We start from the raw sequence: 25565 nt of genomic DNA on the forward strand, positions 1-25565 counted from the left end.
TGACGCCTCGGCGGCGTCGCAGACAAAGGAAGTTTCGTGAAGCTAGCCTCGCTCAAAGCCGGCCGCGACGGCCGCCTGGTCGTCGTTTCGGACGATCTTGCCTGGTATGCCGACGCGGCCGCGATCGCGCCGACGCTGCAGGCGGCGCTCGACGACTGGGCCGAGGTCGCGCCGCGGCTGGCGGCGTTGTCCGAAGATCTGAATCACGAAGTCATCCCACGCGAACGATTTCACGAGCGCGATACTGCCTCGCCTTTGCCGCGCGCCTTTCAGTGGGCCGACGGGAGCGCCTATGTGAATCATGTCGCGCTCGTCCGGCAGGCGCGCGGCGCCGAGATGCCCGAGAGTTTCTGGCGCGATCCGTTGATGTACCAGGGCGGCAGCGATTCCTTTCTTGGCCCGCGCGACCCGATTCCGCTCGCTGATCCCGCCTGGGGCTGCGACATGGAGGCCGAGATCGTCGTCGTGACCGGCGACGTGCCCGCGGGCATCGACCCGGTGGCGGCGCGCGAGACGATCCTGCTCGTCGGACTGACCAACGACGTGTCGCTGCGCGGGCTGATCCCCGGCGAACTGGCCAAGGGATTCGGCTTTTTTCAGTCGAAGCCAGCGAGCGCGATGTCGCCCGTTTTCGTGGCCCCGGAATCGCTAGGCGAGCGCTGGCGCGACGGGAAGTTGCATGGCACGCTTTGCGTCGACCTCAACGGCCAGCCGCTCGGCCGCGCCGATGCCGGTGTCGACATGACCTTCGACTTCGGCCAGCTCATCGCCCATGCGGCGAAGACACGGAATCTGTGTGCGGGAACGATCATCGGATCGGGCACCGTGTCGAACCGCGATGCGGACGGCGGCCCGGGCAAGCCGATCGCCGAGGGCGGGCTCGGCTACAGTTGCCTTGCCGAGGTGCGCACGGTCGAGACGATCCTGCAGGGCGAGGCGAAAACGCCGTTCATGAAAAAGGGCGATTCGGTTCGCATCTGGATGGACGATGAACGCCATCACAGCATCTTTGGCGCGATCGAGCAGCAGGTCGCCTGAGGGAGATCGTCGGCCCTAAAGCGACGAAGGCGATCGCCGTGCGGCGGCAAACTGCCTCCTTTGTCGCTTTAGCGCGCTTCTCCGAGCCGTTCTTCCGCGATGAACATCGACGCGATGCAAAGAGCCGAGGCGGGGAGGCTTGTACTGCGGGACAGTCCAGGAAAGATTTGTCATCCCCGTCCGTCTATCCGGCGAAACAGTTTCAAAATGGGAAGCAAGGACGAGCCTTGGGCGCTACCCACGCCTAATGGCACATGATAGCCCGTGCCGATGAACGGGATTGCCAGCAAGCTCAATCGGTTGTGGAAAGAGCGCATGCACCGGGTGGCTGCGCGCGCGGTACTGGATACCCCGCCCATAGCGCCGGCCGATGATGGGCTGATCCTGTTCTCGATGATCGGAACGCGTGTGCTGCTGCCCTATCTGGTCGCGGTCAAGTCGCTTTTCGGGCGACTGGGGCGCGGACGGATCGCGATCCTTGACGACGGTACATTGACCGCCGCCGATCGGGCCGTGCTCGCGGCACATCTCGGTCATCCGGTGATTGTTTCGATCGATGATGTCGATACCGGCCCGTGTCCGCGTGGGGGATGCTGGGAACGGCTGCTGACGCTTCTCGACATGCGCGCCGATGCCTATGTCATCCAGCTCGATTCCGACACGATAACCTTGGGCGACATTCCCGAAGTCGTGGAGGCGATTGCGTCGAACCGCAGCTTCACTCTGCTGGGCGACCCCGATTCCGAATTTCTGTCATTTTCCGAAATGGCCAGCCTGCTGGACGACGACGGTTATCTCCATAATCCGGCCGCGCATGTGCAGGGCGCGATCGAATCCGGTCTCGATCGGGTCTCGTTGCCGATGTTGACGAACCCGCGCTATGTGCGCGGCTGTGCCGGCTTCGCGGGATTTGCGCGGGGCGGCGATGCGCGGATGCTGGCGGAAACCTTCTCGCAAGAGGCGACGCGCTTGCTGGGGGCAGAGCGGTGGGCGCGGTGGGGAAGTGAGCAGGTGGCGTCCAATATGATTGTCGCCAACGACCCCAATGCCTTGCTGCTGCCCTATGACCACTATTTCAACTTCTGGGATGAGGGGATGCCGGAGGATGCCCGCTTCGTCCATTTCATCGGAAGCTGCCGCCATAGCGGGAGCGCTTATATCGATGCGACACGTGCGGCGATTTCCGCGCTACGCGCGGCTGGGTAGGGGATTCGGGGCCGCCCCGAACCCGCTCAACCTTCAACAGGTGAGCGGTGCCAGCGTCCTGATTGCGCCTAGCTGTTGCCGCCCAGCGCGCCACTGAGTGCATCGCTGAGCGAGCAGGCGGCGGGGCCGAGGATGACGACGAACAGGGTCGGCAGAATGAAGAGGATCAGCGGTACCGTCATGATCGCGGGCAGGCGCGCCGCTTTTTCCTCGGCACGCATCATGCGTTCGTTGCGGAATTCGGCCGAAAGCACGCGCAGTGCGCTGGCCAGCGGCGTGCCGTATTTCTCGGTCTGGATCATCGTCGTGACGACGCCCTTCACCGAATCGAGATTGACGCGATAGGACAGATTCTCGAACGCTTGGCGGCGTTCGGTCAGAAAGCCGAGCTCGATCGAGGTCAGCGCGAATTCCTCGCCCAGTTCGGGATAGGCGCGGCCAAGCTCCTTGGAAACACGGGAGAAGGCCGAGTCCACCGTCAAGCCGGCTTCGGCGCAGATGACCAGCAGGTCGAGCGCGTCGGGCAGCCCCTTGCGGATCGCGTCGGTGCGCTTTTGCCGCTTGTTCTGCACGAACAGGTCGGGAGCCTTGTAGCCGAGGATCAGCGCAATCATCGTGCCGGCGGCCCGCTTGAACGGTGTCAGACTGGGCCACATGTCGACGCCATAGATCAGGAAGACGGCGAGGCCGCCGAGCAGGATCGGCAGGATGAGGCGGCCGAAGATGACCGCGACCGCCAGATCCTTCGACCGGATGCCAGCCTGGGCCAGCTTCTGCTGCACATCCTTGATCTGTTCTTCCTGCAGAACCTGCAGCTTGCCCAGGACGGTGCGCATCCGGTCGGCGGTTTCATTCTTGCGGACCAGCCTCGCGCGGCGCTTCGCGGTCGAGGCGGTGATGCCGGCCTTGAGCTGTTCGCGGCGGTCGTTGAGCGCTTTGACGCGCTTCGCCATCGGATCGCGCACCGTCAGTGCGCCATAGACGGCGATCAGCACCGCGACGACGCCCACGGCCGCGAGCATCGTTGCCACCCAGACGATATCGATGCCGAGCAGCTTCGGACCCGAGGTGGCGCCGCTGAAGGCCGTGAGGAGGAGATTGCTGGTCATCGTTGCTCCGCCCCCATCAGATTTCGAACGAGATCATGCGCGACATGATGAAGGCGCCGATGCTCATCCAGATCAGCCCGCCGACGCCGGCGATCATCAGGCGGGGCTCGCTGAAAAAGCCCGCCAGATATTCGGGGTTCATCATCCACACGATGGTGAAGACGAAGAAGGGCAAGGACCCGACGATATAGGCCGACGCTTTCGCCTCCGACGACATGGCGCGGATCTTGAGCTTCATCTGCGCGCGCTTGCGCAGCACATCCGACAGGTTCGCAAGTGTTTCGGCCAGGTTGCCGCCGGTTTCGCGCTGAATCGCGATCGAGATGCAAAAGAACTGGAATTCGGAGGTTCCCAGCGTCTCGGCCGATTCCTGAAGCGCGGCTTCCATCGTGTTGCCGATGCGGATGCGCTCGACCACTGCCTTGAACTCCTCGCCCACCGGGCCGGGCAGCTCCTGGCTCACTACCTGGAAGGTTTCGGTCACCGGAAGACCCGATTTCAGGCCGCGCACGAGCAGATCGATCGCGTCAGGAAAGCGGGTGTTGAACTTTGCAACGCGCCTTTTGATCAGTCGGCCGACGACCAGATAAGGCAGCCCGATCATTGCGAACAGGCCGACCAGCGTCGCGAGCAGGAACGGCGTGCGCAGTACGAGCAGCGCACCGGTGAAGATGACGAACACCCCCATCGAGGCCAGCATATACTGGGTGACGGTCCAGCCCTTGCCGGTCCGCAGCAGACGCTTTTCCATTTCCTCGCGGCGCGGCATCAGGCTCGATAGTTTCGAATCGCGGCCGCTGGCCGCCTGAATCGTCTTGCGCATCTGCGCCGCCACCACCGCTTCGGTCGAAGCGGCGTGCCGGTCCTTGACCGTCGACAAGCGGCGCGACTTGGCCTTGCCCACCGACGGGCCACCGAACAGGACGACCGTCACGGCAAAGATCAGGAAGCAGGCGGTGATGATCAGGGTCGGCAAGGTCATGGTCGGGTCGTCCGATTGGGTTGAGATTGGGAGAGGGAGGCCGCGGATCGCCGCGACCGCCTTCACGCCTGTTTCGCGGTTTTCTTCGTTACCAGATTGCCGATGCCGCCCAGCTTGCCGAGCAGCGAGCCGCCGTTCTTGGCCTTGGCGGTCGCAGCGGCGTCTTCGGCATCGTCGGCACCGTCGAGAACCAGCCGCATCAACTGCGACCAGACTTGGCCCGCCTTGGCGCCCTTGCCTATCTCGGCATAGGATTTGCCGAGTTTGGCTGCCTGGCTGACCAGCTTGGGATCGAAATTTATGGTCACGTCGATCGCGCGTTCGACCGACGATTCGAACTCCTTGCGTGACAGTTCGCCAATGCCGTTCTGCAGCTTGTTCGCAACCAGAACGACGCGCGCGCCGGGCACATTCTGTTTGAACCACGACAGCAGGCGGATCGTATCCCGCGCGGAGGCGAGCGTCACATCGCTGACCAGCAGGATCGTTCCGGCCTCCGACACCAGATGCGGGAAGGGGATCAGCACATGCCGCGGGATGTCGACGATCGTCATCTCGAAGGCGTTGCGCATCTCTTCCTCGAGCTGGAAGAAGGCCGAGCCGTCGGTCATCACCGGCTGATGGATCGGCGCCTCGGCCGACAGCAGGCTGAGCTTGTCCGACGCGCGCACCATCGCCCGTTCGATGAAGAGGCCGTCGATACGGCTGGGATTGTCGATCGCGTCGATCAGCCCGCGGCCGGGCTCGAGGTCGAGCGTCAGCGCGCCGGTGCCGAAATGGACGTCGAGGTCGAGCAGTCCCGTCTGGCGGCCGGCCTGCTCGCTGATCGTCCAGGCGAGCGAGGTCGAGACGAGCGACGCCCCGACGCCGCCACGGACGCCGACGACGGCGGTCAAGTGATGCGGCTTGTCGTCGAGCATGTCGGCATGTTTCGGCGCCGAAAGCATCGCCTGGGCCATCGTCAACGATTCGCGCACCTGATCGAGCGACAAGGGCTTGAGCAGATAGTCCTGGATGCCGCTCGACAAGAGGTCGCGATAAAGACGGACGTCGTTCACCTGCCCGGCCGCGATGACGACCGTGCCGGGTTCGCAAACCTCGGCCAGCGCGTTGATGTCGTTGATCGGGTCACCCGATTCCGACATGTCGACGAACAGGATGTTGGGGCTTGCCGAAACCGACAGCGACTGCACGGCATTGCGTAGGCCGCCCTTGTTGCACTTCTCGATCGGCCAGCCCATCTCGCCCGCGGCGACACGGATCAGCTCCAGCGTGTCGTCGTCGCACACGAAGGCGTTGAAGGGTTCACGCAGCCCGGCTGCTTTGAAAGGAGCGTTCATTGGCCGCCTCCGCTGGTTGTATCCGCCGCCTTGAGCGTGCCGGACGCGCCGGTTTGCGTCTTTTCGCGATAGGTGCGGACGGGACGGGTCGCGGCGGCAGTGTCGTTGCGGGTGTCGGTCGCGCCCTTGATGAGATCATTGGGATCGGCGACCATGGCGGCGAGATTGCTGTTCGTCGCGCAGCCATAGTTGGACGAGGTGGCATTATTGAAATTGATCGATGATTTGGTCGACCAATCGGGGCAGCCCGGCACGGACGCTGAAGCGCGGGTCACGACGATGCGCAGGCTGTCGGCAGGCACTTCGCCGGTGGTGACCGGAGCGGTGTCGCTCAACAGAAGTCCGCGGCGCTCGACCATCGCGCGGATGGTCGCCTGCGCCTCCGCATGGCCATAAACCGAGGGATCCTCGATGGCGATCCGATCACCATAGCCAACTCCGATCGCGTCAAGCCATCCTTGCAGGCGGCCCTGCTCGCTCGGCGGCAACCCGCCGTTCGCGGCGGCGACGTCGAACTGATAGATGGCGTTGCGCACGACCGGCTGATGCACCGATTCAAGACTGCGGTTGCTGGTGCCGGCGCCGGTACATCCCGCGAGCGACGTCGCCAGCGCCAGAGCCGTCCAAGTTGCGATCTTCTTCATCACTTTGCTCCTGAAAACCAGCGCGTCACTTGAGGCTGAAGCCCGGCGAAACCTCGTCGCTGCTGCGCAGACGGTCGGCTTCGCCCGGCGAGGAACCGAGGCGTGGCTTCGGCCGTTCGCCGCCGGTCACGCCGTCGGCGCTTTGGCCGCCGAACAGGCGTGCGGCGTCGTTCGGATTCAGAAAGGCATCGGTCGGCAGCTTGATCTCATTCGCCGATACCGGTTTGACCAGATAAGGCGTCACGACGATCACCAGTTCGGTCTCGCCGCGACGGAAACTGTCCGACTTGAACAATGTCCCGAGGATCGGAATGTCACCGACTCCGGGCAGCTTGTCGATCGCGCCGACCGAGCGGTTGTTCATCAGACCGGCGATCATGAAACTTTCGCCCGACCCCAGCTCGACCGTCGTTTCGGCGCGGCGGACGGTCAGCGCGGGAACCTGGAACCCGTCGAGCTGGATCGCGCCGTCGGTGGTCAGTTCGGACACTTCCGGTCGCACCCGCAGGCTGATCCGGCCGTTCGACAGGACGGTCGGCGTATAGGAAAGGCTGACGCCATATTTGCGATATTCGATCGTCGTCCCGGCGAAATTGCCGGGGATCGGAACCGGATATTCGCCGCCGGCCAGAAACTCCGCGGTTTCGCCAGAAATCGCCGTCAGATTGGGCTGGGCGAGGGTTGCCACCATGCCCGATCGTTCGCCAAGGTCGAGCGAGGCCATGACGTCCAGACCAAAGAGCTTGCCGGCGCCGCCGAGGCTGTTCGTGCCGTCGGCGCCGAGGAACTTGTAGGTCGTCGATCCGTCGGCGCCATAGGTGATGGTTCCCGGCGTCCGGCCGCGGATGACGCTGCCGAGGAAGCCGTTGCCCAGTGCGGGATTGCGGCTGGTGAGCAGGCTGCCGCTGATTTCCTTGAGCAGTGAGCGGTTCACCTCGGCAATACGGACTTGCAGGTTGACCTGCAGCGGCGTCGCGGTGCGGAGGCGCGAGAGCACCTTCATATTGTCGCCGACGAAGGCCTGCACCAGTTGTTCGGCCTCCGCCGCGTCGTCGGGCGACTGCACCGTACCGGTGAGCAGCACGAAGCCGTTCATCGTGTTGGCGGCGATCTTCGCCTCGGGCATGGCGAGCGACAGCATCTGGTCGATCGTCTCGATATTGTTGCCGACGCGGGCGACGGTCGAATAGACGACCCGACCGCTCGCATCGGTCGCATAGATGCTCGTCTCGCCGGGCGTCTTGCCGAAGACATAGAGCTGGCGGCTCGACCGCACCTGGACGTCGGCGACCTTGTCATCGGCGACGAACAGGTCGGTCATCGGTGCGGGCAGGCTGATCAGGCGGCCCCGACCGACCGACAGGTCGATGCTCGAGGTGGCGTTCTGCGTGGCCTGTGCGACCGCTGGCTGCGACGGTGCGGCGATGAGCGCGGCGGCGACCAGGCCGACGGCCAGGGTGCGGGCCAGCGCGGCTGCCCTGAAATTGGCTTTGCTGTTCATCTTACTTACCCCCAACCGGAACCACGGTGGTCGAACCGCCGCGGTTGACGCGGACGACCGGCCCCTGGGCGCCCAGCGGTACGGCACGCCCTCCACCCGACGCCATCGGAGCGTCGGCATAATTCGCCGGCGGGCGCGGCGCGGAGACCCGGCCGCTCACCGGCACCCAGAAGCGCGAGACGTCGCCGCCGGTCGTCGCCGAGGTACGGCTCGCCACCGGCCGAGCGGCGACCTGCGCCAGCATCTTTTTCTCCGCGGCGGTGCCGCCGCCCGCCGGCACGTCGATCTCGCCCGACGCGATGGCGGCTTCGAGGTCACCGCTCGTTTCGGCGAGCGGGCGCAGCGCGAGCGACAGCGTTCCCATATTCTGGGCCACCGCGATCTTCTCCGCGATGTCGGGCGTCGCTTCGAGCGTCACCGAGCCGAAGGTGCGAACCGGGGTCTTGCCGTTCTCATCCAGCGCGTTGTAGCGTTGGTCGGTAGCAAGGACGCGGACGTTGCGGACGATCGTTTCGGCGGTGAAGAGTTCGTCGTCGGGATAGGCAGTGCCGCCATCGACCTTGAGTTTCTGCGAGAGGAGCACGTCGACGCGGTCGCCGGGGAAGACGAAGCCGGCGACCCCCTCTTCCTTTGAGACCTTCACCGTCACCGCGCGCATGCCGGGGCCGAGCGCGGCGGCCAGAAAACCGCGGTCGTCGGGATGGACGAGCGCCCCCTGGGTCAGCGGCTCGCCGGCCGTAATCGGGAAACGGACCACCGTGCCCACCAGCGTGTTCACGTCGGTCTTGTCCTTCAGGAAATAGGCCTGCTCGACTAAATCCTTGGGCCAGGGCTGATAGCGGAAGCTGTCCGGCCCGATGATGGTGCCGGTCGGCAACTGGCGCGTCGCGACGAGGATCATCGGGCCATTGATCTCCGGTGCCGCGGCGGCGCGGGCCTGCGGAGCCGATGCCCCGCGCATCATCTGGTTGACCCCGAAGGCCGCGCCGATGGCAACCACCAGCGCGCCGACGATCAGCATTATCTTTCGCGTATCCATGACGATTTTTCGCCTCCTGCACCCACCAGAAGCAGCGGTGCTTTCCCTCAGGTCGATCCGATAGACTGAAACTGGTTAAGATAATGTTGGTGAACCGCCCAAAGACCCGCAGCCGCGATCGCAACCCCATAGGGGACTTCCGGCGGCTGCTCCCGACGGCGGAACTTCATATCGATCAGCATCGCGCCCGACAGCAATCCGCCGGCGATCGCCATCACCATCAATGTCGAAAGGAACAGCGGCAGCGGAATCCACAGCATCACCGCGCCGATCATCTTGACGTCGCCGCCGCCCATGGCGCCGAGTGCGAACAGCCCGGCAAAGGCCAGAAAGACGGCGAAGGCGGCGCCGATCTGGATCGGCATATCGGGCCAGAATGCAAGGCCGTTCGCGATCCAAAAGGGGATGGCGAACATCGCGATCAACCCGTTGAGCCCGTTCGGGATCGAGCGGTTGCGCAGATCGCAGATCGCGGCGGCGATCATGAATGCCGCAAGAAGGGCCATCAGGCCAAGCGCGATCGAACTGGTTCCCATCGCGATTCCTCTACGCATTATGGCTTACCAAAGAGTAACCATGCGGGATCGGGCGGGTGGCGCGACTTGCATTCCCGGCGTCAGCCGATATGCGGCTCGCATGACCTCCGCGCCGCCCTCCGCCACCGATGTGCTGATCGTCGGCGCGGGCATAGCGGGGGCGGGCCTTGCGGCGATGCTCGCACCCCACCGCCGGGTGACGATCATCGAGGCCGAGGAGGCGCCGGGCGTTCATGCGACGGGGCGCTCGGCCGCCTTCTGGCACGAAACCTATGGCGGGGCCGGGGTGCAGCCGCTGTCGACCGCCTCGTTCGAGCCTCTCGCGCATCCCGACGCCGCCTTTTCGGAGCGGCCTTTCCTGTCGCCGCGGGTCGCACTGACCATCGGGCGGCGCGAGGAAAGTGCGGCAGTCGAGGCCTATGCGCGCGAATTTGCAGCGCGCGGCGTCGAGGTCGAGCGCCTGTCGGGCGATGCGCTCGCGGCGCGCATTCCCGGGCTGCGGCCCGGGTGGCAGGAGGGCGCGCGCGAGCCGACGTGCAGCGACATCGACGTCGCCGCCCTTCATGCCGCCTATCTGCGCGCGGCGAAGCGCGCCGGGGCCGATCTGGTCCTCTGCGCGCCGCTGCAACGGGCGCGGCGTAGCGGTGAGCGTTGGATTGTCGAGACCGGGCGCGGCGAGATCGCGGCGTCGCTGATCGTCAACGCGGCCGGCGCCTGGGCCGACGGCATCGCGGCTTCATGTGGCGTGCGGCCGGTAGGCATCCAGCCGCTACGCCGCACCGTCCTTCAGGTCCGGCTCGGCGTGCCGGTGCCGGCGGCGCTGCCGTTGATCCTGCATGTAGGCGGCGATTTCTATTTCAAGGGCGAGAGTGAAGGGCGAGTCTGGCTGAGCCCGCACGACGAAACGCCGTCGGCTCCCTGCGATGCGATACCCGAAGAGATCGATGTCGCGGTCGCGATCGAGCGGTTGCAGTCGGTGGTCGACTGGCCAGTGGCCGCGATTGAGAAGAAATGGGCGGGCCTGCGAAGTTTCGCGCCCGACCGCCTTCCCGTTTTCGGCCCCGATCGGGACGAGTCCGCGTTTGTTTGGTGCGCGGGGCAGGGGGGCTTCGGAATCCAGACCTCGCCGGCGATCTCTGCGCTGCTGGCGGCGGAACTGGGCGCCCCCTTGCCCTTGGGGGCGATTGCGGGAGTCGATCCCGCACCCTACGCTCCGTCCCGTTTCACCTGATGGCCGAATGGCTTGCGTCGCGAGGATGGCGGCTTAACATGGGTTAGCCGCGCCTCTCGCGGTGTGATTCCAGGAGGACCCGATGGCCCATTATTTCGAGATCAAGAAGAACAAGAAGGGCGAGTTCGTCGCCTATTTCAAATATAACAGCGAGCCCATCTTCTGGACCGAAGGCTATTCCAGCAAGGCGTCGGCCAAGAATGCGATCGAGTCGATCCTGAAGAACGGCCCCGGCGCGGAAGTCCGCGAAGCCGAGTGATCGCGTCCGGACATTGGACTGATCGAAGCTGAGCCGCGGCCCTGAGCTTGTCGAAGGGCGTCTATTCGCGAGAAGCGCCCTTCGACAGGCTCAGGGCTACCGCGATGGGAATTCCGGGATTATTCAGCGCGGCCGCGCTGCCGCAAGCGCGGCGTCGCTCGCCAGCTTGTCGGCCATCTCATTGTCGCCATGCCCCGCATGGCCCTTGACCCACAGCCATTCGATGTCGTGCCGCGCGGCTTCGGCAATCAGCCGTTGCCATAAGTCGGCGTTGGCGACGGGTTTCTTCGCGGCGGTCTTCCAGCCGTTGCGCTGCCAGCCGTGGACCCATTTGGTGATGCCGTCGCGGACATAGACGCTATCGGTCGACAGCTCGACGCGGCAGTGCCGCTTGAGTGCGGCGAGCGCCTCGATCGCGCCCATCAGTTCCATGCGGTTGTTCGTCGTCTGCGCTTCGCCGCCCGAGAGGGTCTTCACGACGTCGCCCCAGCGTAGCACGGCGCCCCAGCCGCCGGGCCCGGGGTTGCCCTTGCACGCGCCGTCTGTGGCGACGATGACCGTTCGTTCCTCGCTCATGCAGCGAACAGCCCGGCCGCATCGGGCGCGCGATAGCGCAGCAGGCGCGCGAGGAAGGGGGCGGGATTCTTGCGCGTCACCAGCGCATCGGCGGGCGTATGCACCCAGTCGTGTGCCCGCGTCAGGAGGAAGCGTAGCGCCGCCCCGCGCGCGAGCAGCGGCAGCGCCGCGACCTCGGCCTCCGACAGCACCACGACGCTGCGATAGCCGTGCATCAGCGCTGCCGCGCGCGTCGGGTCGCAGTGCCGGCCGTCGTCCGAAAAGCACCAGGCGGCATGGGTGATCGCGACGTCATAGGCGCGCACGTCGGTTGCGGCGAAATAGAAGTCGATCAGCCCGGTCACGCGATCACCGAGCATCAGCACATTGTCGGGGAACAGATCGGCGTGGATCACATGCGCCGGGAGGTCGTTCGGCCAGCGGGCATCGAGCCACGCCAGCTCCTCCTCGACCATGGCCTGCAGTCCTTCCTGCACCGCGTCGAGATCGCCGGTCGCGTCGGCGATGTCCCGCCAATGCCGATGGCCCATGCTGTTGTCGCGCGCACCGGGATAATGTTCGAGTGCGCGGTGCATTTCGCCCAGAGCCGCACCCGCCGCCTCGCATTGGCGCGGGGTTGGGTGGGTCAGCGAAATGCCGGGCAGGAACTGGATGATGCAGGCGGCGCGTTCGGCGATGCGCTGGATCGCCGCGCCTTCGCGGTCGTGGATCATCGCCGGCACGGCGCAGCCCGACCGTGCGAGATGGTCGAGCAGATCGACGAAAAAGGGCAGGTCGTCCGCCTTCACGCGCTTTTCATAGAGGGTCAAAATGAAGCGGCCGCCGGTGGTTTCCAGAAGGAAATTGCTGTTCTCGACGCCCTCGGCGATGCCCTTGCACGATACGACCGTGCCGATATCGTAGCGGGCGACGAGCGCGGCGAGCTCGTCGGGATCGACGTTCGTGTAGACGGCCATCAGACGGCTGCTGGCTCGAACCCGCGCGGCAGCTTGAACACCATATTCTCCTCGGTGATGACGGCCACTTCCTCGACGATCGCACGGTGGGCTGCGACCGCGTCGATCACTTCGCGGACCAGCGCCTCGGGCGCGCTGGCGCCGGCGGTGATGCCCAGCGCGGCGATACCGCCCAGCCAGGTCGGGTCGATATCGCTCCCGCGCTGAACCAGATGGGCGGGGGTTCCGAGCCGTTCGGCGACCTCGACGAGGCGCAGGCTGTTCGAACTGTTCGGCGCGCCAATCACGATCATGCGGTCGCAGCGCGGGGCGATCGCCTTTACCGCCTGCTGCCGGTTCGAGGTGGCATAGCAGATATCCTCGCCGCGCGGCCCTTGGATCGTCGGAAAGCGATGCTCGAGCGCCGCAACGATGTCGCGCGTGTCGTCGACTGACAGCGTCGTCTGGGTCAGGAAGGCCAGCTTTTCGGGATCGGGCGGCGTCAGCGCGGCGACGTCGTCGACCGATTCGACCAGCGTCATCGCGCCGTCGGGAAGCTGACCCAGCGTGCCGATGACCTCGGGATGGCCGGCGTGGCCGATGAAGATGATGTGTCGACCCGCCTCGTGCGCGCGCTCGGCCTGGCGATGGACCTTCGACACCAGCGGGCAGGTCGCGTCGATATAGTCGAGTCCGCGCGCGGCCGCCTTTGCCGGCACCGCCTTCGGCACGCCATGGGCGCTGAACACCACCGGCACGTCGTCGGGAACCTGCGAAAGCGATTCGACAAAGATCGCACCCTTCGCTTTCAGCGAATCCACGACATATCGGTTATGGACGATCTCGTGCCGGACATAGACGGGCGCGCCGAAGCGTTCGATCGCCAGCTCGACGATGCGGATCGCGCGGTCGACGCCGGCGCAGAACCCGCGCGGCGCGGCGATCAGCACGCGAAGGTCTGCCTGGCCGTCGCGCGTGGCGGGCTCCATCTTGCGGGGGGCATTCATAACGCGGCGGCTCTAGCCCAGCAGGCCGCATCCGGTAAAGCTTCCCGTTGCGCCGCGTTCATCGCACCGATAAGAAGCGGCGCGCATGAAGTGGGACGCCCCGCCGCCGTCGCGCCTGAATGGAAAGCCAGATCATCATGACCCTCAGCCTGCCCTCGACCCGTAAATCGCTCGTCCTGCTATGCGGAACGGCGGTTCTGGCGACGGTTTCCGGCTGTGGGCGCAACAATGAGATCGACGTGTCGGCGGGTGTCGGCATCACCGCGACGCGCAGTAAATGCCCGGCAGTGGCGGTGCCGCTGCACACGGGCGATATCACGCTGTTCGACCCCGCGACGAGCCGCGATGCGAGCGCGATCGACGTCGTCGCGACGATCACCAACCTCGTGCCCCAATGCAACGACACGGGCGAAAAAATCTATCAGCAGGCGGGTTTCGACGTTATCGCGACGCGCCGCGCTGCCGGCCCGGCGCGCACCGTGACCTTGCCCTATTTCGCGACCGTCATGCAGGGCGGCAGCGCGGTTGTCGCCAAGCGGCTCGGGCAGGTTCAGGTCACCTTCGCCGAGGGGCAGGTCCGCGGCACCGGTCACGGCGAGGCGTCGGCCTATGTCGATGCCACCGCGGCGACGCTGCCGGCCGACATCCAGGACCGCATCATGCGCAAGCGCAAGCCGGGGGACGCCGATGCGGCGATCGACCCACTCAGCCTGCCCGAGGTCAAGGCGGCGGTGCAGCGCGCGAGCTTCGAACTGCTGGTCGGCTTTCAGCTCACGCAGGAACAGCTCGAATATAACGTCCGACGATAGGGCAAGGCGGCGGCGCGCCGGCGCCCGCCATATCGTTCGACCCTGCGGCGCGAAGGCGGTGCAGGGCTTTTCGCGCTGCCCAAGCTGCGATAGGGCGCGCGTCGATGCTTTCGATCCAAGATAGGCCAGATACGTGACCCTGTTCAGCCGCTTTTCCGACCATATCGCCGCTGCGCTCGACCGCCTCGTCGCCAGCGGCAGCCTGCCCGACGGGCTCGACCGCCGCGCCATCAGCGTTGAGCCGCCGCGCGACCCCGCGCATGGCGACGTCGCAACCAACGCCGCGATGGTACTCGCCAAGCCCGCCGGCACCAATCCGCGCTCGCTCGCCGAATTGCTCGTTGCCGAACTGGGCGCGCTGCCCGAAGTGATCGAGGCGAGCATCGCCGGCCCCGGCTTCATCAACCTGCGTGTCGCCGACGACAGTTGGCGCGACGAACTGGCGCTGATTCATGGCGAAGGCGGCGATTATGGCCGCTCGACCATGGGGGAAGGGCGCCGGGTCAATGTCGAATATGTCTCGGCGAACCCGACCGGCCCCATGCACGTCGGTCATTGCCGCGGTGCGGTGGTCGGGGATGCGCTTGCGGCGCTGCTCGAATATGCCGGGCATCAGGTCATCCGCGAATATTATGTCAACGACGCCGGCGCGCAGGTCGACGTGCTCGCGCGGTCGGTCCACATGCGCTACCGCGAGGCGCTGGGGGAGGATATCGGCGCGATCCCCGAGGGGCTCTATCCCGGCGACTATCTGAAACCCGTCGGTGAGCGGCTGGCTACGGACCATGGCGACCGCTTCGTCGGGGCGTCCGAAAGCGAATGGTTGGCCCTGTTCCGCACCGTGGCGGTCGCGGCGATGATGGACATGATCCGCGCCGACCTCGCCAAGCTGGGCATCCATCACGACCTGTTCGCGTCGGAAGCGGAACTGCAGGCCGAGGGGAAGCCGGCGGCGGCGGAAAAATGGCTGCGCGAGCACGGTCTCGTCTATGATGGCATGCTCGAGGCACCGAAGGGCGAAACGCCCGAGGATTGGGAGCCGGTCGAACTGCCGCTGTTCCGTTCGACGCAGTTCGGCGACGATCAGGATCGTCCGATCAAGAAGTCCGACGGAAGCTGGACCTACTTCGGCGCCGACCTCGCCTATCATTTCCAGAAAAGCCAGAATGCCGACGAATTGATCGACATCTGGGGCGCCGACCATGCGGGGACGGTCAAGCGGATCAAGGCCGCGGTTGCGGCACTGACGGACGGAAAGACCCGTTTCGACGTCAAGCTGGTGCAGATGGTCCGGCTGCTCAAGAATGGCGAGCCGTTCAAGATGTCGAAGCGGGCAGGCAATTTCGTGACGCTGGCCGATATCGTCGACGAGGTCGGCAAGGATGCGGTGCGCTTCACCATGCTGACGCGCAAGGCCGACGCGCAGATGGATTTCGATTTCGCCAAGGTGGTCGAGGCGTCGCGCGACAATCCTGTGTGGTATCTGCAATATGCCCACGCGCGGATTTCGCGGCTGCGCCAGAAGGCAGCGGACGCCGGTATCGCGCTGCCGGACCCGGCCCCGGCGCGGCTGAACGACCACGAACTCGGCCTGGTAAAGCTGCTCGCGCAATTCCCGCGCATGGTGGAGGCGGCGGCCTCTGCCCGCGAACCGCATCGTATCGCTTTCTATCTCGCCGACGTCGCCGCGTCCTTCCACGCCTGGTACAATCTGGGTAACGACGAGCCCGAAGCGCGCATCGTTCTGGCGAACGATCCCGAACTGACGGCGACTCGGCTTTATTTGGCCGACGGAATCGGGCAGGTTATCCGAAACGGGCTACACCTGATGGGGGTCGAGGCGCTCGAGGAGATGGTCTGATGGCGGGCGAGAAGGATGCTGGGCAGGACGATGCGGGGCTGGGGCTCGACGACGAAGACCGGCTGCCGTGGCTCGAGGCGGCCGATGATTATGACGAGGACGGCGAAGTGTCGCCGACGCGCCTGCTCGCGATGGTGCTTGGCGGACTGCTGCTGATCGGTGCTGTACTCGGGGGCCTGTGGTGGCTCCAGAACGGCGGCGCGCGGGGGCAGGGCGAACTGATCGCTGCCGACAAGGGCGATTACAAGGTTCAGCCGACGGACAATGCTGCCCGGGTTTTCGAGGGCGAGGGCGACGAGAGTTTCGCCGCGAGTGAGGGCGCAGCTCCGACCGGACGGGTCGACCCGAGCCGGATGCCCGAGGAGCCCGCGGTAACGCCCGAAGCGCGCGCGGCTGCGGCAAAGGCGGCGACAGCGAAGGCGAAAGCCGCTGTGGCACCCGCCAAGGCGGCACCGGCTGCCGATGCCAAGGGCGCCGGCGGGGTGATCCAGCTTGGGGCGTTCAGCAGCGAGGCGGCGGCGAACAAGGCGTGGGCCAGCCTGTCGAAGCGTTTTGCCTATCTGTCCGACCTCAATCGTTCGGTGGCGGCAGCGGATGTCGGTGGCAGCAAGGTCTATCGGCTTCGCGTCATGACAGGCTCGGCTGCCAATGCATCGAGTTTGTGCGGGAAATTGCGGGTTGCGGGCGAAAATTGCGTCATCGTCCGCTGATTCGGCCCGTCTCGCCGCACCGCACGTTGGTCGGGCGGGAGCGATATGCCATCATGCCGTCCCTGGTTGCCGCATGAGGGGGCGCCGACCGATGGAGGTTGACGCACGATGATACCCGCGATTTTCGGCCTCTCGGGCCTGACCCTGACCGACGACGAGCGCGCTTTCTTCCGCGACAGCGACCCCGCAGGCTATATCCTCTTCGGCCGCAATATCGAGAATCGCGCCCAATTGAGGCGGCTGACGGACGATCTGCGCAGCCTCGACGGCCGTGCCAACCTGCCGATCCTGATCGATCAGGAAGGCGGGCGCGTCGCGCGCATGAAATCGCCCGAATGGCCCGATTTTCCTAGCGGTGCCGCCTTCGACGCGCTGTATGAGCGCGCGCCGGCGAGCGCGATCGAGGCGGCGCGGCTCAATGCGATGGCGCTTGCGACGATGCTGGCCGAGGTCGGCATCACCGTCGACTGTCTACCGCTGCTCGACGTGCGCCAGCCGGGCGCGAGCGACGTGATCGGCGACCGCGCGCTGGGCAGCGAACCGATGCGCGTCGCCGCGCTCGGTCGCGCGATCCTCAGCGGGCTGCAGGACGGCGGCGTCGTCGGCATCGTCAAGCATATCCCCGGCCACGGCCGCGCGCTGCTCGATTCGCACGAGGAATTGCCGGTCGTCGCGGCGTCGGACCGCGAATTACAGAGCGATCTTGCGCCCTTCGCGGCGCTGCGCGATGCGGCGATGGCGATGACCTGTCATGTCGTCTTCAACGCCTGGGACCCCGAGCGACCGGCGACGCTGTCGCCGCTGATCATCGACAGCGTCATCCGCCGGCGCATCGGATTCCACGGGCTGCTGATGACCGACGATCTCGACATGAAGGCGCTGTCGGGCGACGTGCCGGGGCGCGCCGCCGCGGCGATCGCCGCGGGCTGCGACATCGCGCTCAACTGCTGGGGCCGGATGGACGATATGATCGGCATCGCGAAGACGCTCGACCCGATCGGCGAGACGGCGCGTTCGCGCCTCGATGGAGCGATGGAACGCATCGCCGGCACCCGCGACGCGCGCGAGTTCGCGATGCTCGTCGATCAGCGCGACGCGCTGCTGGCGATGGCCTGAGGCGCCGATGGAGGATCTGCCGCCCGCCTTTGACCTTGCGCCGGCGGCCCCCTCGGAGCGCGAGGACGCGCTTCAGCTCAACCTCGAAAGCTGGGAAGGGCCGCTCGACCTGCTGCTCACGCTCGCGCGCAGTCAGAAAGTCGACCTCCGCCAGATTTCCATCCTCGCGCTCGTCGAGCAATATCTTGCCTTCATTACCGAGATGCGCGCGCTCAAGCTGGAGGTTGCGGCCGATTATCTGGTGATGGCGGCGTGGCTGGCCTATCTGAAATCGGCGCTGCTGTTGCCCAAGGACCCCGAGGAGGACCCGTCCCCCGACGAACTGGCGCTGCGGCTGCAACTGCGGCTCCAGCGCCTTGCCGCGATGCGCGAGGCGGCGGCGCGGCTGCTCGCGCGCGACCGTGTCGGCCGCGACGTCTTCCTGCGCGCGAAGCCCGAGGGGCTGCGCGACGTGCGGGTGCGTCGCTGGGACGCGAGCCTCTATGATCTGCTCGCCGCCTATGGCCAGGTGAAGCTGCGGACCGAGCCCGTCGTCCACATGGTTGCGCGGCGCCCGGTGGTGACGCTCGACGCGGCGCTTCATCATCTCGAGCGGCTGATCGGCGTTACGCTCGACTGGGCGGAGCTTTCGGCCTTTCTTCCGGCCGATTACGATGGTCCGCTGCGCCGTTCGGCGGTCGCGTCGAGCTTTCTCGCCGCGCTCGAACTCGCGCGGCAGGGCCGTGTCGACCTGAAGCAGGACGGCGCGTTCGAACCCCTCTATCTGAAGGCAGTCGGCACATGAGCGCCATCGACGATCTGGAACGCGCGATCGAGGCGATGCTGTTCGCCAGCGACGAAGCGCTCGACGCGCGGCAGGTTGCGGCGCGGCTCGGCGACGAGATGACGCCCGGGGCGGTGCGCGCGATCATCGTGGCGATCGCAGAGCGCCATGCGGGCAGCGGCGTCGAACTGGTCGAGCGCGGCGGACACTGGCATTTCCAGACCCCCGCCGATCTCGCCCATCTGCTACGCCGCGAACGCGACGATCCGCGCAAGCTGTCGCGCGCGGCAGCGGAAGTGCTGGCGATCGTCGCCTATCACGAGCCGGTCAGCCGCGCCGAGATCGAGGCGATTCGCGGGGTCCAGACTTCGAAGGGCACGCTCGACGTGCTGATGGAGGCTGAATGGATCGCGCCCGCGGGACGGCGCGAGGTGCCGGGGCGCCCGCTGATCTACAAGACCACCGACGCATTCCTGCAACATTTCGGCCTCACGAGCCGCAAGGACCTGCCGGGGATCGAGGATCTGCGCGCGGCGGGGCTGCTCGATCCGGTCGACCTCGCCTTCGAGACGGCGATGGGCGAGCTTGATCTGGTAAAGGATGGCGAAGACGCATAGGGCGGGCCTTGAGGCCGTTTTCGGCGAAGCGCGCGTGCAATTGGAAACGGCCGCACCTATATGGGCGGCGCAAGGAGATTTTCGATGGGTGGTTTGAGCATCTGGCACTGGCTCGTTTTCGGCGTGATCGTCCTGTTGCTGTTCGGCAAGGGACGCTTTTCCGATATGATGGGCGACGTCGCCAAGGGCATCAAGAGCTTCAAGAAGGGCATGGCGGAAGACGATGCGTCGCCGCCCGCGCCGCGGCATATCGAGGGACAGCGCACGCCCGATGCTGCGCCGTCGCCGACGCCGACCGCCGAGACGGATCGCCGCTGACCGATATCCGTCCGCGGGGGACTGGCTGAAGCATGTTCGACGTCGCGCCCACCGAGCTGCTGCTCGTCATCGTGGTGGCCTTGGTCGTCATCGGTCCCAAGGACCTGCCCAAGGCGATGCGCTTCGTTGGCAAATGGGTCGGCAAGGCGCGCGGCATGGCGCGGCATTTTCGATCCGGGCTCGATACGATGATGCGCGAAGCCGAGCTGGAAGAGCTCGAAAAGCAGTGGCGTGAGCAGAATGAAGCGATCATGCGCGAATTTCCGCGCCTCGAGTCCGACGACAATCCGCCGATGATCCCCGCGACCGCGCCGCCGCCCGACGGGGCGGATGGAGAGAGCGAGAGCGAGGCCGGGGCCGCCGCGACGCCGGAGACGCACTCGGTGCCGCCGAAGGACGAACCGTTGCCATGACCGCGGAAACGCCCGTGACGGCCGAGGACGACGACGGCTCCGGCGGCAAGATGCCGCTGCTCGACCATCTGATCGAATTGCGCTCACGCCTGCTGAAATCGCTGGTCGCGGTCGCGATTGCTTTTAGTGTCTGCCTCTATTTCGCTCGACCGATCTTCGGGATTCTGGTCCGGCCGCTGCTCGCGGCCGGGCAGGGCAAGCTCATTTATACCCAGCTTTTCGAGGCCTTTTTCGTCGAGATAAAGGTCGCGCTGTTCGCGGCGATGATGATCGCCTTTCCGGTGATCGCTAACCAACTCTGGAAATTCGTCGCGCCCGGTCTGTACCGCAAGGAAAAGCGCGCGCTGCTGCCCTTCCTGTTCGCGACCCCGGTGCTGTTCACGATCGGCGCCTGCTTCGCCTATTTTGTGACCGTACCCCTGGCGTTGAAATTCCTGCTCGGTTACCAGGGCAATATCGGCGGGGTGACGCAGGAGGCGCTGCCGTCCGTCGGCAATTACCTCAGCTTCATCATGCAGTTCATCATGGCGTTCGGCATCGCCTTTCTGCTGCCGATTCTGCTGATGCTGATCGAGCGGTCGGGGCTGGTGACGCGCGAGCAACTCGTGTCGGCGCGCCGCTATATGATCGTCGCCGCCTTCGGCATCGCCGCTGTCGCGACGCCGCCCGACGTGCTCAGTCAGTTCCTGCTCGCGGTGCCGCTGATCCTGCTCTACGAGCTGTCGCTCTTCGCGATCTGGTTCACCCAGCGCCGCCGCAACAAAACAGGCGCCGAAACGGCGCCTGTCGAGCCTCTCGAAGAGGCCTAGGGTAAGCGATCAGAACCGGGTCAATGGATGGCGTCGCTGCCAGCCTGACCGACCGACTCGATGTCGCGGCCTGCTCCCTTAACGGTATTGCAGGCAGCGACCAGAAAGCTTGCCATCAATGCCAGGATGATTGCGCGAAAACTCGTCATGGTTCTTCACCTTGTTATCATACCAGAGTGCAAAATGGCCCGGACCGCGTTCGAGGGGGGGGAGGGAAAGCGGCCCGGGCCAATGTTGCTGAGCAGCGCTGCGGGGGGGCGATGACCGCTGCTCGAAAGGGAAACGACCGAGTACGGCGATTGGTTCCCGAAAAAATCGCGTTGCTGAACTTTTTTTCGCGATTTTTTTGAATCCCATGGAATCCAGGGGCTTGGTGTCAGAGGCTGGTGAGCCCGCTGGCCACCGCGAGGCCGAGGAAGGCGAGGAACCCCATGGAATCGGTCGTCATCGTCACGAAGATCGAACTGGCGACCGCGGGGTCCTGATCGAGCCGGTCGAGAAACAGCGGGATCGCGACTCCGGCAACCCCGGCGACGAAGATATTGACGATCATCGCCGCCGCAATGACGCCGCCGAGCCCCGGATTGGCGAACCACAGCGCGGTCGCGGTGCCGGCGATCAGTGCAATGGTGCCGCCGTTGAGCAGCGCGATCTTCATCTCGCGCCACACTGCGCGCCAACTGTTCGAATCGGTGAGCTGGTTCATCGCGAGCGCGCGGACGGTGACCGCAAGCGTCTGCGTCCCCGCATTGCCACCGACCCCGGCGACGATCGGCATCAGCGCGGCGAGCGCAACCATATGCTCGATCGCGCCGCCGAAGATCGCCACGATGGTCGAGGCGACGAGCGCGGTGCCGAGATTGGCGATCAGCCAGCGCACCCGCGCACTGTAGGTTTCGCGGATCGGCTCGTTGATGTCACCGTCGCCGGCGCCCGACAGGCGCAGGATATCCTCGCCCGCCTCTTCCTGGATGACGTGAACGACATCGTCGACCGTAATCATGCCGACCAACCGCCCGGCCTTGTCGACCACCGCCGCCGAGATCAGCGCATATTTCTGAAAGCGCAGCGCGACCTCTTCCTGATCCATGTCGACCGGGATCAGCGTCTGTTCGCGCTTCATCACATCGCCGATCGCGATGTCGCGCGGGGTGCGCAATATCCAGCTGAGCTGACAGGTGCCGACCGGACGATGCATCGGATCGACGATGAAGATTTCCCAGAAATCGGAGGTCAGGTCCTGATCTTCGCGCAGCCGGTCGATCACGTCGCCGACCGTGACATGCTCTGGCACCGCGACGAATTCGCGCTGCATCAGGCGACCGGCGCTCTCTTCGGGGAAGGAGAGGGCGTCCTCGATCGCGGCGCGATCCTCGGGCTCCATCGCCTGGAGGACGGCCTGCTGCTCGTCCGCCTCCATATCCTCGATGATCGCCACCGCGTCGTCGGTGTCGAGTTCGGACGCGATCTCGGCGACCTGCTCGGGCGCGAGCAGGTCGATGAGCTGCTCGCGCACATGCTCGTTCATCTCGGCGAGCACATCGGGCGACAGGAGATCGCCGAGCACCGAGGCGAAGAGCGGGCGGTCCTCGTCGGACAGAAGTTCGAACAGGTCGGCGATGTCGGCGGGGTGCAGGCGGCCGACCCGCTCGCGCGCCGCTTCATGCTCGCCCGCTTCGGCGAGCGCGAGGACGTCGCTGACGAACTCGGGCCGTAGCCGGTCGTCCTCGTCGAGTTCGGTTTCGGATTCGCGAATGTCGCGATCGTCGAGGACGATTTCGTCGTCGGGAGGCAGGAAGTCTTCGCGTTTGTCCATCGCGCGGCCCTCCCTGACTTGCGGCCGGACGGCCTCGTGAACCGACCTTTCCCCTAGTCCCGGAGCCGCGCCTTGGCAACGCCGCCAGCGGCGGCGCGGGCAATTAATGCGTGGCTTTGCCGCCCGCGCCCGCTATGGCACCGCCAACCCAATGCTGAGGAGCCTTCCATGTCCGAACAGACCCTTACCCTGTCGCTGTCGACCGGCGACGTCGTCATCCGTCTGCGCCCCGATCTGGCGCCCAAACATGTCGAGCGAATCACCCAGCTCGCCAGCGAGGGCTTCTATGACGGCGTCGTCTTTCACCGCGTGATCCCCGGCTTCATGGCGCAGGGCGGCGACCCGACGGGCACCGGCATGGGCGGCAGCAAGCTTCCCGACCTGCCGGCTGAGTTTAACAGCGAACCGCACGTCCGCGGCGTCTGCTCGATGGCGCGCGCGCAGAACCCGAACAGCGCGAACAGTCAGTTCTTCATCTGCTTCGAGGACGCGCGCTTCCTCGACAATCAGTACACCGTCTGGGGCGAGGTGATCGAAGGCATGGACAATGTCGACGCGCTGCCCAAGGGCGAGCCGCCGCGCGAGCCGGGCAAGATCGTGAAAGCGACGGTCGGCTGAGCCGGCAAGGCCTTCCCCCTTGATGGGGGAAGGATACGAAGCCTTGTCGCGAAGCGATTAGGCGCAGTTGGATGGGGGTGACGGTGCATCCTTCGGCCGTCGTTTCAGGCCGAGACTGCACCCCCACCGCTGCGACTAGGGCGCAAGCGTCCAAGTTTCGCTGCCTCCCCCATCAAGGGGGAGGTTCAGCATCTCAATCCCCCACAAACCCGTTCAGCCGTTCGCAGGCGGCGATCCAGTCTTCCTTGAACGCCTGCACGACCTGGCCGGCGCCTATCGCCTCGTTCATCAGCCCAACGCCCTGGCCGACCCAATAGGTCGCGAGGGCCTTGGCGCCTTCGTGGCCGCCTTCGGACAATTTATCGACCTTGCGCAGCGCGGGTTCGCTGACCAGCGACTGGAGCGGCATCGGCAGGGGCCTGGGGGCGCCTTCGGCTTCCCACGCGTCGGTCCAGGGCGAGCGGAGTTGGCGCGAGGGCTTGCCGGTGCGGCTTTTCGAGCGCACCGTATCGCGCGCGCTGGCGGCGAGCATCTTGTCCTTGACCACCGGGTTGGTCTCGGCCTCGGCGGTGGTCAGCCAGACCGATCCGCACCAGGCGCCGTGCGCGCCCATCGCCATCGCGGCGGCCATCTGGCGCCCGGTGACGATTCCGCCCGCCGCGAGGATCGGCGTCGTGTCGCCGATCGCATCGAGCGCCGCTGCGACCTCTGGCACCAGCACCATGGTCGCGACCTCGCCGCAATGGCCGCCCGCTTCGCCGCCCGCGACGACGAGGATGTCGACCCCGGCGCGCACCTGCGCCAGCGCATGATCGCGCGTGCCGACCAGCGCCGCGACCGGCACATTGTGCCGTTTGCCGAGGTCGAGCATCAGTTGCGGCGGCACGCCGAGCGCGTTGGCGATCAGCCGGATCGGATGGCGGAAGGCGACCTCGAGCAGCTTCGCGGCGCCGTCCTCGCGCATATTCTCGCCAAAGCTCTGGCGCGCCGCCATCCCTTCGTCGAGGCCGGCGGCGTCGACGCCGTGCCGGGCCAGCACGTCGGCGGCAAAGGCGCGGTGCGTCTCGGGGATTTCGGGCGTTCCGGCCGCCGGCGCCTCGCCCTTGCCAGCGAAGCTGTTGGGGACGATCAGGTCGACGCCATAGGGCTTGCCGCCGATATGCTCGTCGATCCACGCCAGTTCCTCCTCCAGCCGCTCGGGGGGCAGGGCGGCGGCGCCGAAGACGCCCATGCCGCCCGCCTTCGACACCGCGACCACGACGTCGCGGCAGTGCGAGAAGGCGAGCAGCGGGAATTCGATGTCGAGCAGGGTGCAGATGGGCGATTGCATGACTGTCTCCGGAAGTTGGCGAAAGTGCCGCGGTGCGTGTATGTCGGCGACAGTTGACGTAAACGTCAAGTTGATTTGCCGCGGCCAGCCCTTATCGCGGGACTCATGACCGATTTCGCGCTGCCCGGCTTCGACCTCGACGCCTTCGTCCGCGCCACGTTGGCCGAGGATCTCGGCCGCGGTGGCGATATCACCTCGCTGGCGGTGATTCCCGCCGACGCTCGTTTCGAGGGCGTCATGGACAGCCGCGACGCGATCACCGTCGCCGGCCTTCCGATCGCCGAGCGCTTCTTTCGCGCACTCGATCCGGCGATGGAGATCGAAATACTGGTCGAGGAGGGCGCCGAAGTTGCCGCCGGGACCGACCTGATGCGCCTATCGGGCCATGCGCGCGCGATGCTGACCGCCGAGCGGTCGGCGCTGAACACGGTGCAGCACCTGTCGGGCATCGCGACGATGACGCGGCGCTATGTCGATGCACTCGCGGGCACTGGCGCGATCCTGCTCGACACGCGCAAGACGATTCCGGGCCTGCGGGTGCTGGAGAAATATGCGACGCGGATGGGCGGCGCGACCAATCACCGCATGGGGCTGTGGGACGCGGCGATGATCAAGGACAATCATGTCGCGGTCGCCGGATCGGTCGAAGAAGCGGTGCGGCGCGCGGTCGCGGCGGGGATCGCGGACATCATCGTCGAGGTCGACCGGGTCGATCAGGTCGCGCCCGCGCTCGGCTCCGGGGCGACGCACCTGCTGCTCGACAATATGGGGCCGGAGGAGCTGCGCGAATGCGTCGCCATCGTCGGGGGCAAGGTGCCGACCGAAGCCTCGGGCGGTGTGACGCTGGAGACGATCGGCGCAATCGGCGCGTCGGGAGTCACCTATGTTTCGGTCGGGCGGCTGACCCAATCGGCGCCGGCGGCCGATATCGGACTCGATTTTGCGCTGGCCTGACAGGAATCGCGCCGTCGCCCCTGCGAAG

Annotated in this window: 28 protein-coding genes; 15 read left to right on the forward strand and 13 right to left on the reverse strand. The window is 66.0% G+C overall.

Annotated features, from left to right (window positions below):
- Positions 1–36 precede the first annotated feature (36 nt).
- Positions 37–1038 carry a fumarylacetoacetate hydrolase family protein gene (locus tag FHR21_RS10775; protein WP_184098083.1) on the forward strand — a complete coding sequence of 334 codons (1002 nt, stop codon included), beginning with the start codon at positions 37–39 and terminating at the stop codon, positions 1036–1038.
- Between the two features lie 270 nt (positions 1039–1308).
- Positions 1309–2244 carry a hypothetical protein gene (locus tag FHR21_RS10780; protein WP_184098085.1) on the forward strand — a complete coding sequence of 312 codons (936 nt, stop codon included), beginning with the start codon at positions 1309–1311 and terminating at the stop codon, positions 2242–2244.
- A gap of 68 nt (positions 2245–2312) precedes the next feature.
- Here FHR21_RS10780 and FHR21_RS10785 read toward each other — a convergent pair whose 3' ends face one another.
- The 7 genes from FHR21_RS10785 to FHR21_RS10815 all read right to left on the reverse strand — a co-directional run bounded on the left by FHR21_RS10785 (position 2313) and on the right by FHR21_RS10815 (position 9395).
- On the reverse strand, positions 2313–3353 hold the full coding sequence (locus tag FHR21_RS10785; RefSeq protein ID WP_184098087.1) for a type II secretion system F family protein: 1041 nt from the start codon (positions 3351–3353) through the stop codon (positions 2313–2315).
- A gap of 16 nt (positions 3354–3369) precedes the next feature.
- Positions 3370–4335, reverse strand: a complete 966-nt coding sequence (locus FHR21_RS10790) for a type II secretion system F family protein (protein WP_184098089.1) — start codon at positions 4333–4335, stop codon at positions 3370–3372.
- A gap of 62 nt (positions 4336–4397) precedes the next feature.
- Positions 4398–5675: a pilus assembly protein CpaE gene (locus FHR21_RS10795; RefSeq protein WP_184098091.1), complete on the reverse strand. Its 1278-nt coding sequence runs from the start codon at positions 5673–5675 to the stop codon at positions 4398–4400.
- On the reverse strand, positions 5672–6319 hold the full coding sequence (locus tag FHR21_RS10800; RefSeq protein ID WP_184098093.1) for a CpaD family pilus assembly protein: 648 nt from the start codon (positions 6317–6319) through the stop codon (positions 5672–5674). Before FHR21_RS10800 ends, FHR21_RS10795 begins: the two co-directional genes overlap by 4 nt.
- Before the next feature lie 25 nt (positions 6320–6344).
- Positions 6345–7820: a type II and III secretion system protein family protein gene (locus tag FHR21_RS10805; RefSeq protein ID WP_184098095.1), complete on the reverse strand. Its 1476-nt coding sequence runs from the start codon at positions 7818–7820 to the stop codon at positions 6345–6347.
- Position 7821: 1 nt separating this feature from the next.
- Positions 7822–8859: a Flp pilus assembly protein CpaB gene (gene cpaB, locus FHR21_RS10810; RefSeq protein WP_184098097.1), complete on the reverse strand. Its 1038-nt coding sequence runs from the start codon at positions 8857–8859 to the stop codon at positions 7822–7824.
- Between the two features lie 47 nt (positions 8860–8906).
- Positions 8907–9395, reverse strand: coding sequence for an A24 family peptidase (locus FHR21_RS10815; protein WP_184098099.1), 489 nt, complete (start codon positions 9393–9395; stop codon positions 8907–8909).
- 100 nt (positions 9396–9495) lie between these two features.
- On the opposite strand from FHR21_RS10815, the gene FHR21_RS10820 reads away from it, so the two are divergent.
- Positions 9496–10626 (forward strand): NAD(P)/FAD-dependent oxidoreductase, encoded by a 1131-nt coding sequence (locus FHR21_RS10820; protein ID WP_184098101.1) that lies wholly within the window; start codon positions 9496–9498, stop codon positions 10624–10626.
- Between the two features lie 82 nt (positions 10627–10708).
- Complete coding sequence (locus FHR21_RS10825; RefSeq protein WP_184098103.1) at positions 10709–10885, forward strand: YegP family protein; 177 nt, start codon at positions 10709–10711, stop codon at positions 10883–10885.
- 123 nt (positions 10886–11008) lie between these two features.
- Here FHR21_RS10825 and rnhA read toward each other — a convergent pair whose 3' ends face one another.
- From rnhA to ispH, 3 genes are read right to left on the reverse strand one after another with little or no spacing between them, the layout of a single operon-like run.
- Positions 11009–11461, reverse strand: coding sequence for a ribonuclease HI (rnhA, locus tag FHR21_RS10830; protein WP_184098105.1), 453 nt, complete (start codon positions 11459–11461; stop codon positions 11009–11011).
- Positions 11458–12417: a homoserine kinase gene (gene thrB / locus FHR21_RS10835; RefSeq protein WP_184098107.1), complete on the reverse strand. Its 960-nt coding sequence runs from the start codon at positions 12415–12417 to the stop codon at positions 11458–11460. Before thrB ends, rnhA begins: the two co-directional genes overlap by 4 nt.
- The gene (ispH, locus tag FHR21_RS10840; RefSeq protein WP_184098109.1) at positions 12417–13385 is read right to left on the reverse strand and encodes a 4-hydroxy-3-methylbut-2-enyl diphosphate reductase; all 969 of its coding nucleotides are present in this window, start codon (positions 13383–13385) and stop codon (positions 12417–12419) included. The genes thrB and ispH overlap by 1 nt, the downstream gene beginning before the upstream one ends.
- 137 nt (positions 13386–13522) lie before the next feature.
- Here ispH and FHR21_RS10845 point away from each other — a divergent pair, with 137 nt between their 5' ends.
- From FHR21_RS10845 to tatC, 9 genes are all read left to right on the forward strand, one after another.
- Positions 13523–14212 (forward strand): hypothetical protein, encoded by a 690-nt coding sequence (locus tag FHR21_RS10845; RefSeq protein ID WP_246427169.1) that lies wholly within the window; start codon positions 13523–13525, stop codon positions 14210–14212.
- A 133-nt stretch (positions 14213–14345) separates the two neighbouring features.
- Entirely contained in the window at positions 14346–16073 is a 1728-nt protein-coding gene (argS, locus tag FHR21_RS10850; protein ID WP_184098111.1) for an arginine--tRNA ligase, read from the forward strand.
- On the forward strand, positions 16073–16783 hold the full coding sequence (locus FHR21_RS10855; RefSeq protein ID WP_184098113.1) for an SPOR domain-containing protein: 711 nt from the start codon (positions 16073–16075) through the stop codon (positions 16781–16783). The genes argS and FHR21_RS10855 overlap by 1 nt, the downstream gene beginning before the upstream one ends.
- A gap of 108 nt (positions 16784–16891) precedes the next feature.
- On the forward strand, positions 16892–17899 hold the full coding sequence (nagZ, locus tag FHR21_RS10860) for a beta-N-acetylhexosaminidase (protein ID WP_184098115.1): 1008 nt from the start codon (positions 16892–16894) through the stop codon (positions 17897–17899).
- A 7-nt stretch (positions 17900–17906) separates the two neighbouring features.
- Positions 17907–18683 (forward strand): segregation and condensation protein A, encoded by a 777-nt coding sequence (locus FHR21_RS10865; RefSeq protein WP_184098117.1) that lies wholly within the window; start codon positions 17907–17909, stop codon positions 18681–18683.
- Positions 18680–19279 (forward strand): SMC-Scp complex subunit ScpB, encoded by a 600-nt coding sequence (gene scpB / locus FHR21_RS10870; RefSeq protein WP_184098119.1) that lies wholly within the window; start codon positions 18680–18682, stop codon positions 19277–19279. Before FHR21_RS10865 ends, scpB begins: the two co-directional genes overlap by 4 nt.
- Before the next feature lie 84 nt (positions 19280–19363).
- On the forward strand, positions 19364–19597 hold the full coding sequence (locus FHR21_RS10875) for a twin-arginine translocase TatA/TatE family subunit (RefSeq protein ID WP_184098121.1): 234 nt from the start codon (positions 19364–19366) through the stop codon (positions 19595–19597).
- Between the two features lie 32 nt (positions 19598–19629).
- A complete protein-coding gene (gene tatB / locus FHR21_RS10880) occupies positions 19630–20010 on the forward strand; it encodes a Sec-independent protein translocase protein TatB (RefSeq protein WP_184098123.1) in 381 nt (126 codons plus the stop codon).
- Positions 20007–20819, forward strand: coding sequence for a twin-arginine translocase subunit TatC (gene tatC / locus FHR21_RS10885; RefSeq protein ID WP_184098125.1), 813 nt, complete (start codon positions 20007–20009; stop codon positions 20817–20819). Before tatB ends, tatC begins: the two co-directional genes overlap by 4 nt.
- A gap of 20 nt (positions 20820–20839) precedes the next feature.
- On the opposite strand, the gene FHR21_RS10890 is transcribed toward tatC, so the two are convergent.
- Both FHR21_RS10890 and mgtE read right to left on the reverse strand, forming a co-directional pair.
- On the reverse strand, positions 20840–20935 hold the full coding sequence (locus tag FHR21_RS10890; RefSeq protein ID WP_420825281.1) for an entericidin A/B family lipoprotein: 96 nt from the start codon (positions 20933–20935) through the stop codon (positions 20840–20842).
- A gap of 260 nt (positions 20936–21195) precedes the next feature.
- On the reverse strand, positions 21196–22635 hold the full coding sequence (gene mgtE, locus FHR21_RS10895) for a magnesium transporter (RefSeq protein ID WP_184098128.1): 1440 nt from the start codon (positions 22633–22635) through the stop codon (positions 21196–21198).
- A gap of 168 nt (positions 22636–22803) precedes the next feature.
- Here mgtE and FHR21_RS10900 point away from each other — a divergent pair, with 168 nt between their 5' ends.
- Positions 22804–23253 carry a peptidylprolyl isomerase gene (locus tag FHR21_RS10900; RefSeq protein WP_184098130.1) on the forward strand — a complete coding sequence of 150 codons (450 nt, stop codon included), beginning with the start codon at positions 22804–22806 and terminating at the stop codon, positions 23251–23253.
- Between the two features lie 193 nt (positions 23254–23446).
- Here the strand turns inward: FHR21_RS10900 and FHR21_RS10905 are convergent, their stop codons facing one another.
- Complete coding sequence (locus tag FHR21_RS10905) at positions 23447–24583, reverse strand: NAD(P)H-dependent flavin oxidoreductase (RefSeq protein ID WP_184098132.1); 1137 nt, start codon at positions 24581–24583, stop codon at positions 23447–23449.
- A 105-nt stretch (positions 24584–24688) separates the two neighbouring features.
- On the opposite strand from FHR21_RS10905, the gene nadC reads away from it, so the two are divergent.
- Positions 24689–25537, forward strand: a complete 849-nt coding sequence (nadC, locus tag FHR21_RS10910; RefSeq protein ID WP_184098134.1) for a carboxylating nicotinate-nucleotide diphosphorylase — start codon at positions 24689–24691, stop codon at positions 25535–25537.
- Positions 25538–25565: the final 28 nt, after the last annotated feature.

The sequence above is a fragment of the Sphingopyxis panaciterrulae genome (assembly GCF_014199295.1).
Lineage (GTDB): Bacteria > Pseudomonadota > Alphaproteobacteria > Sphingomonadales > Sphingomonadaceae > Sphingopyxis > Sphingopyxis panaciterrulae.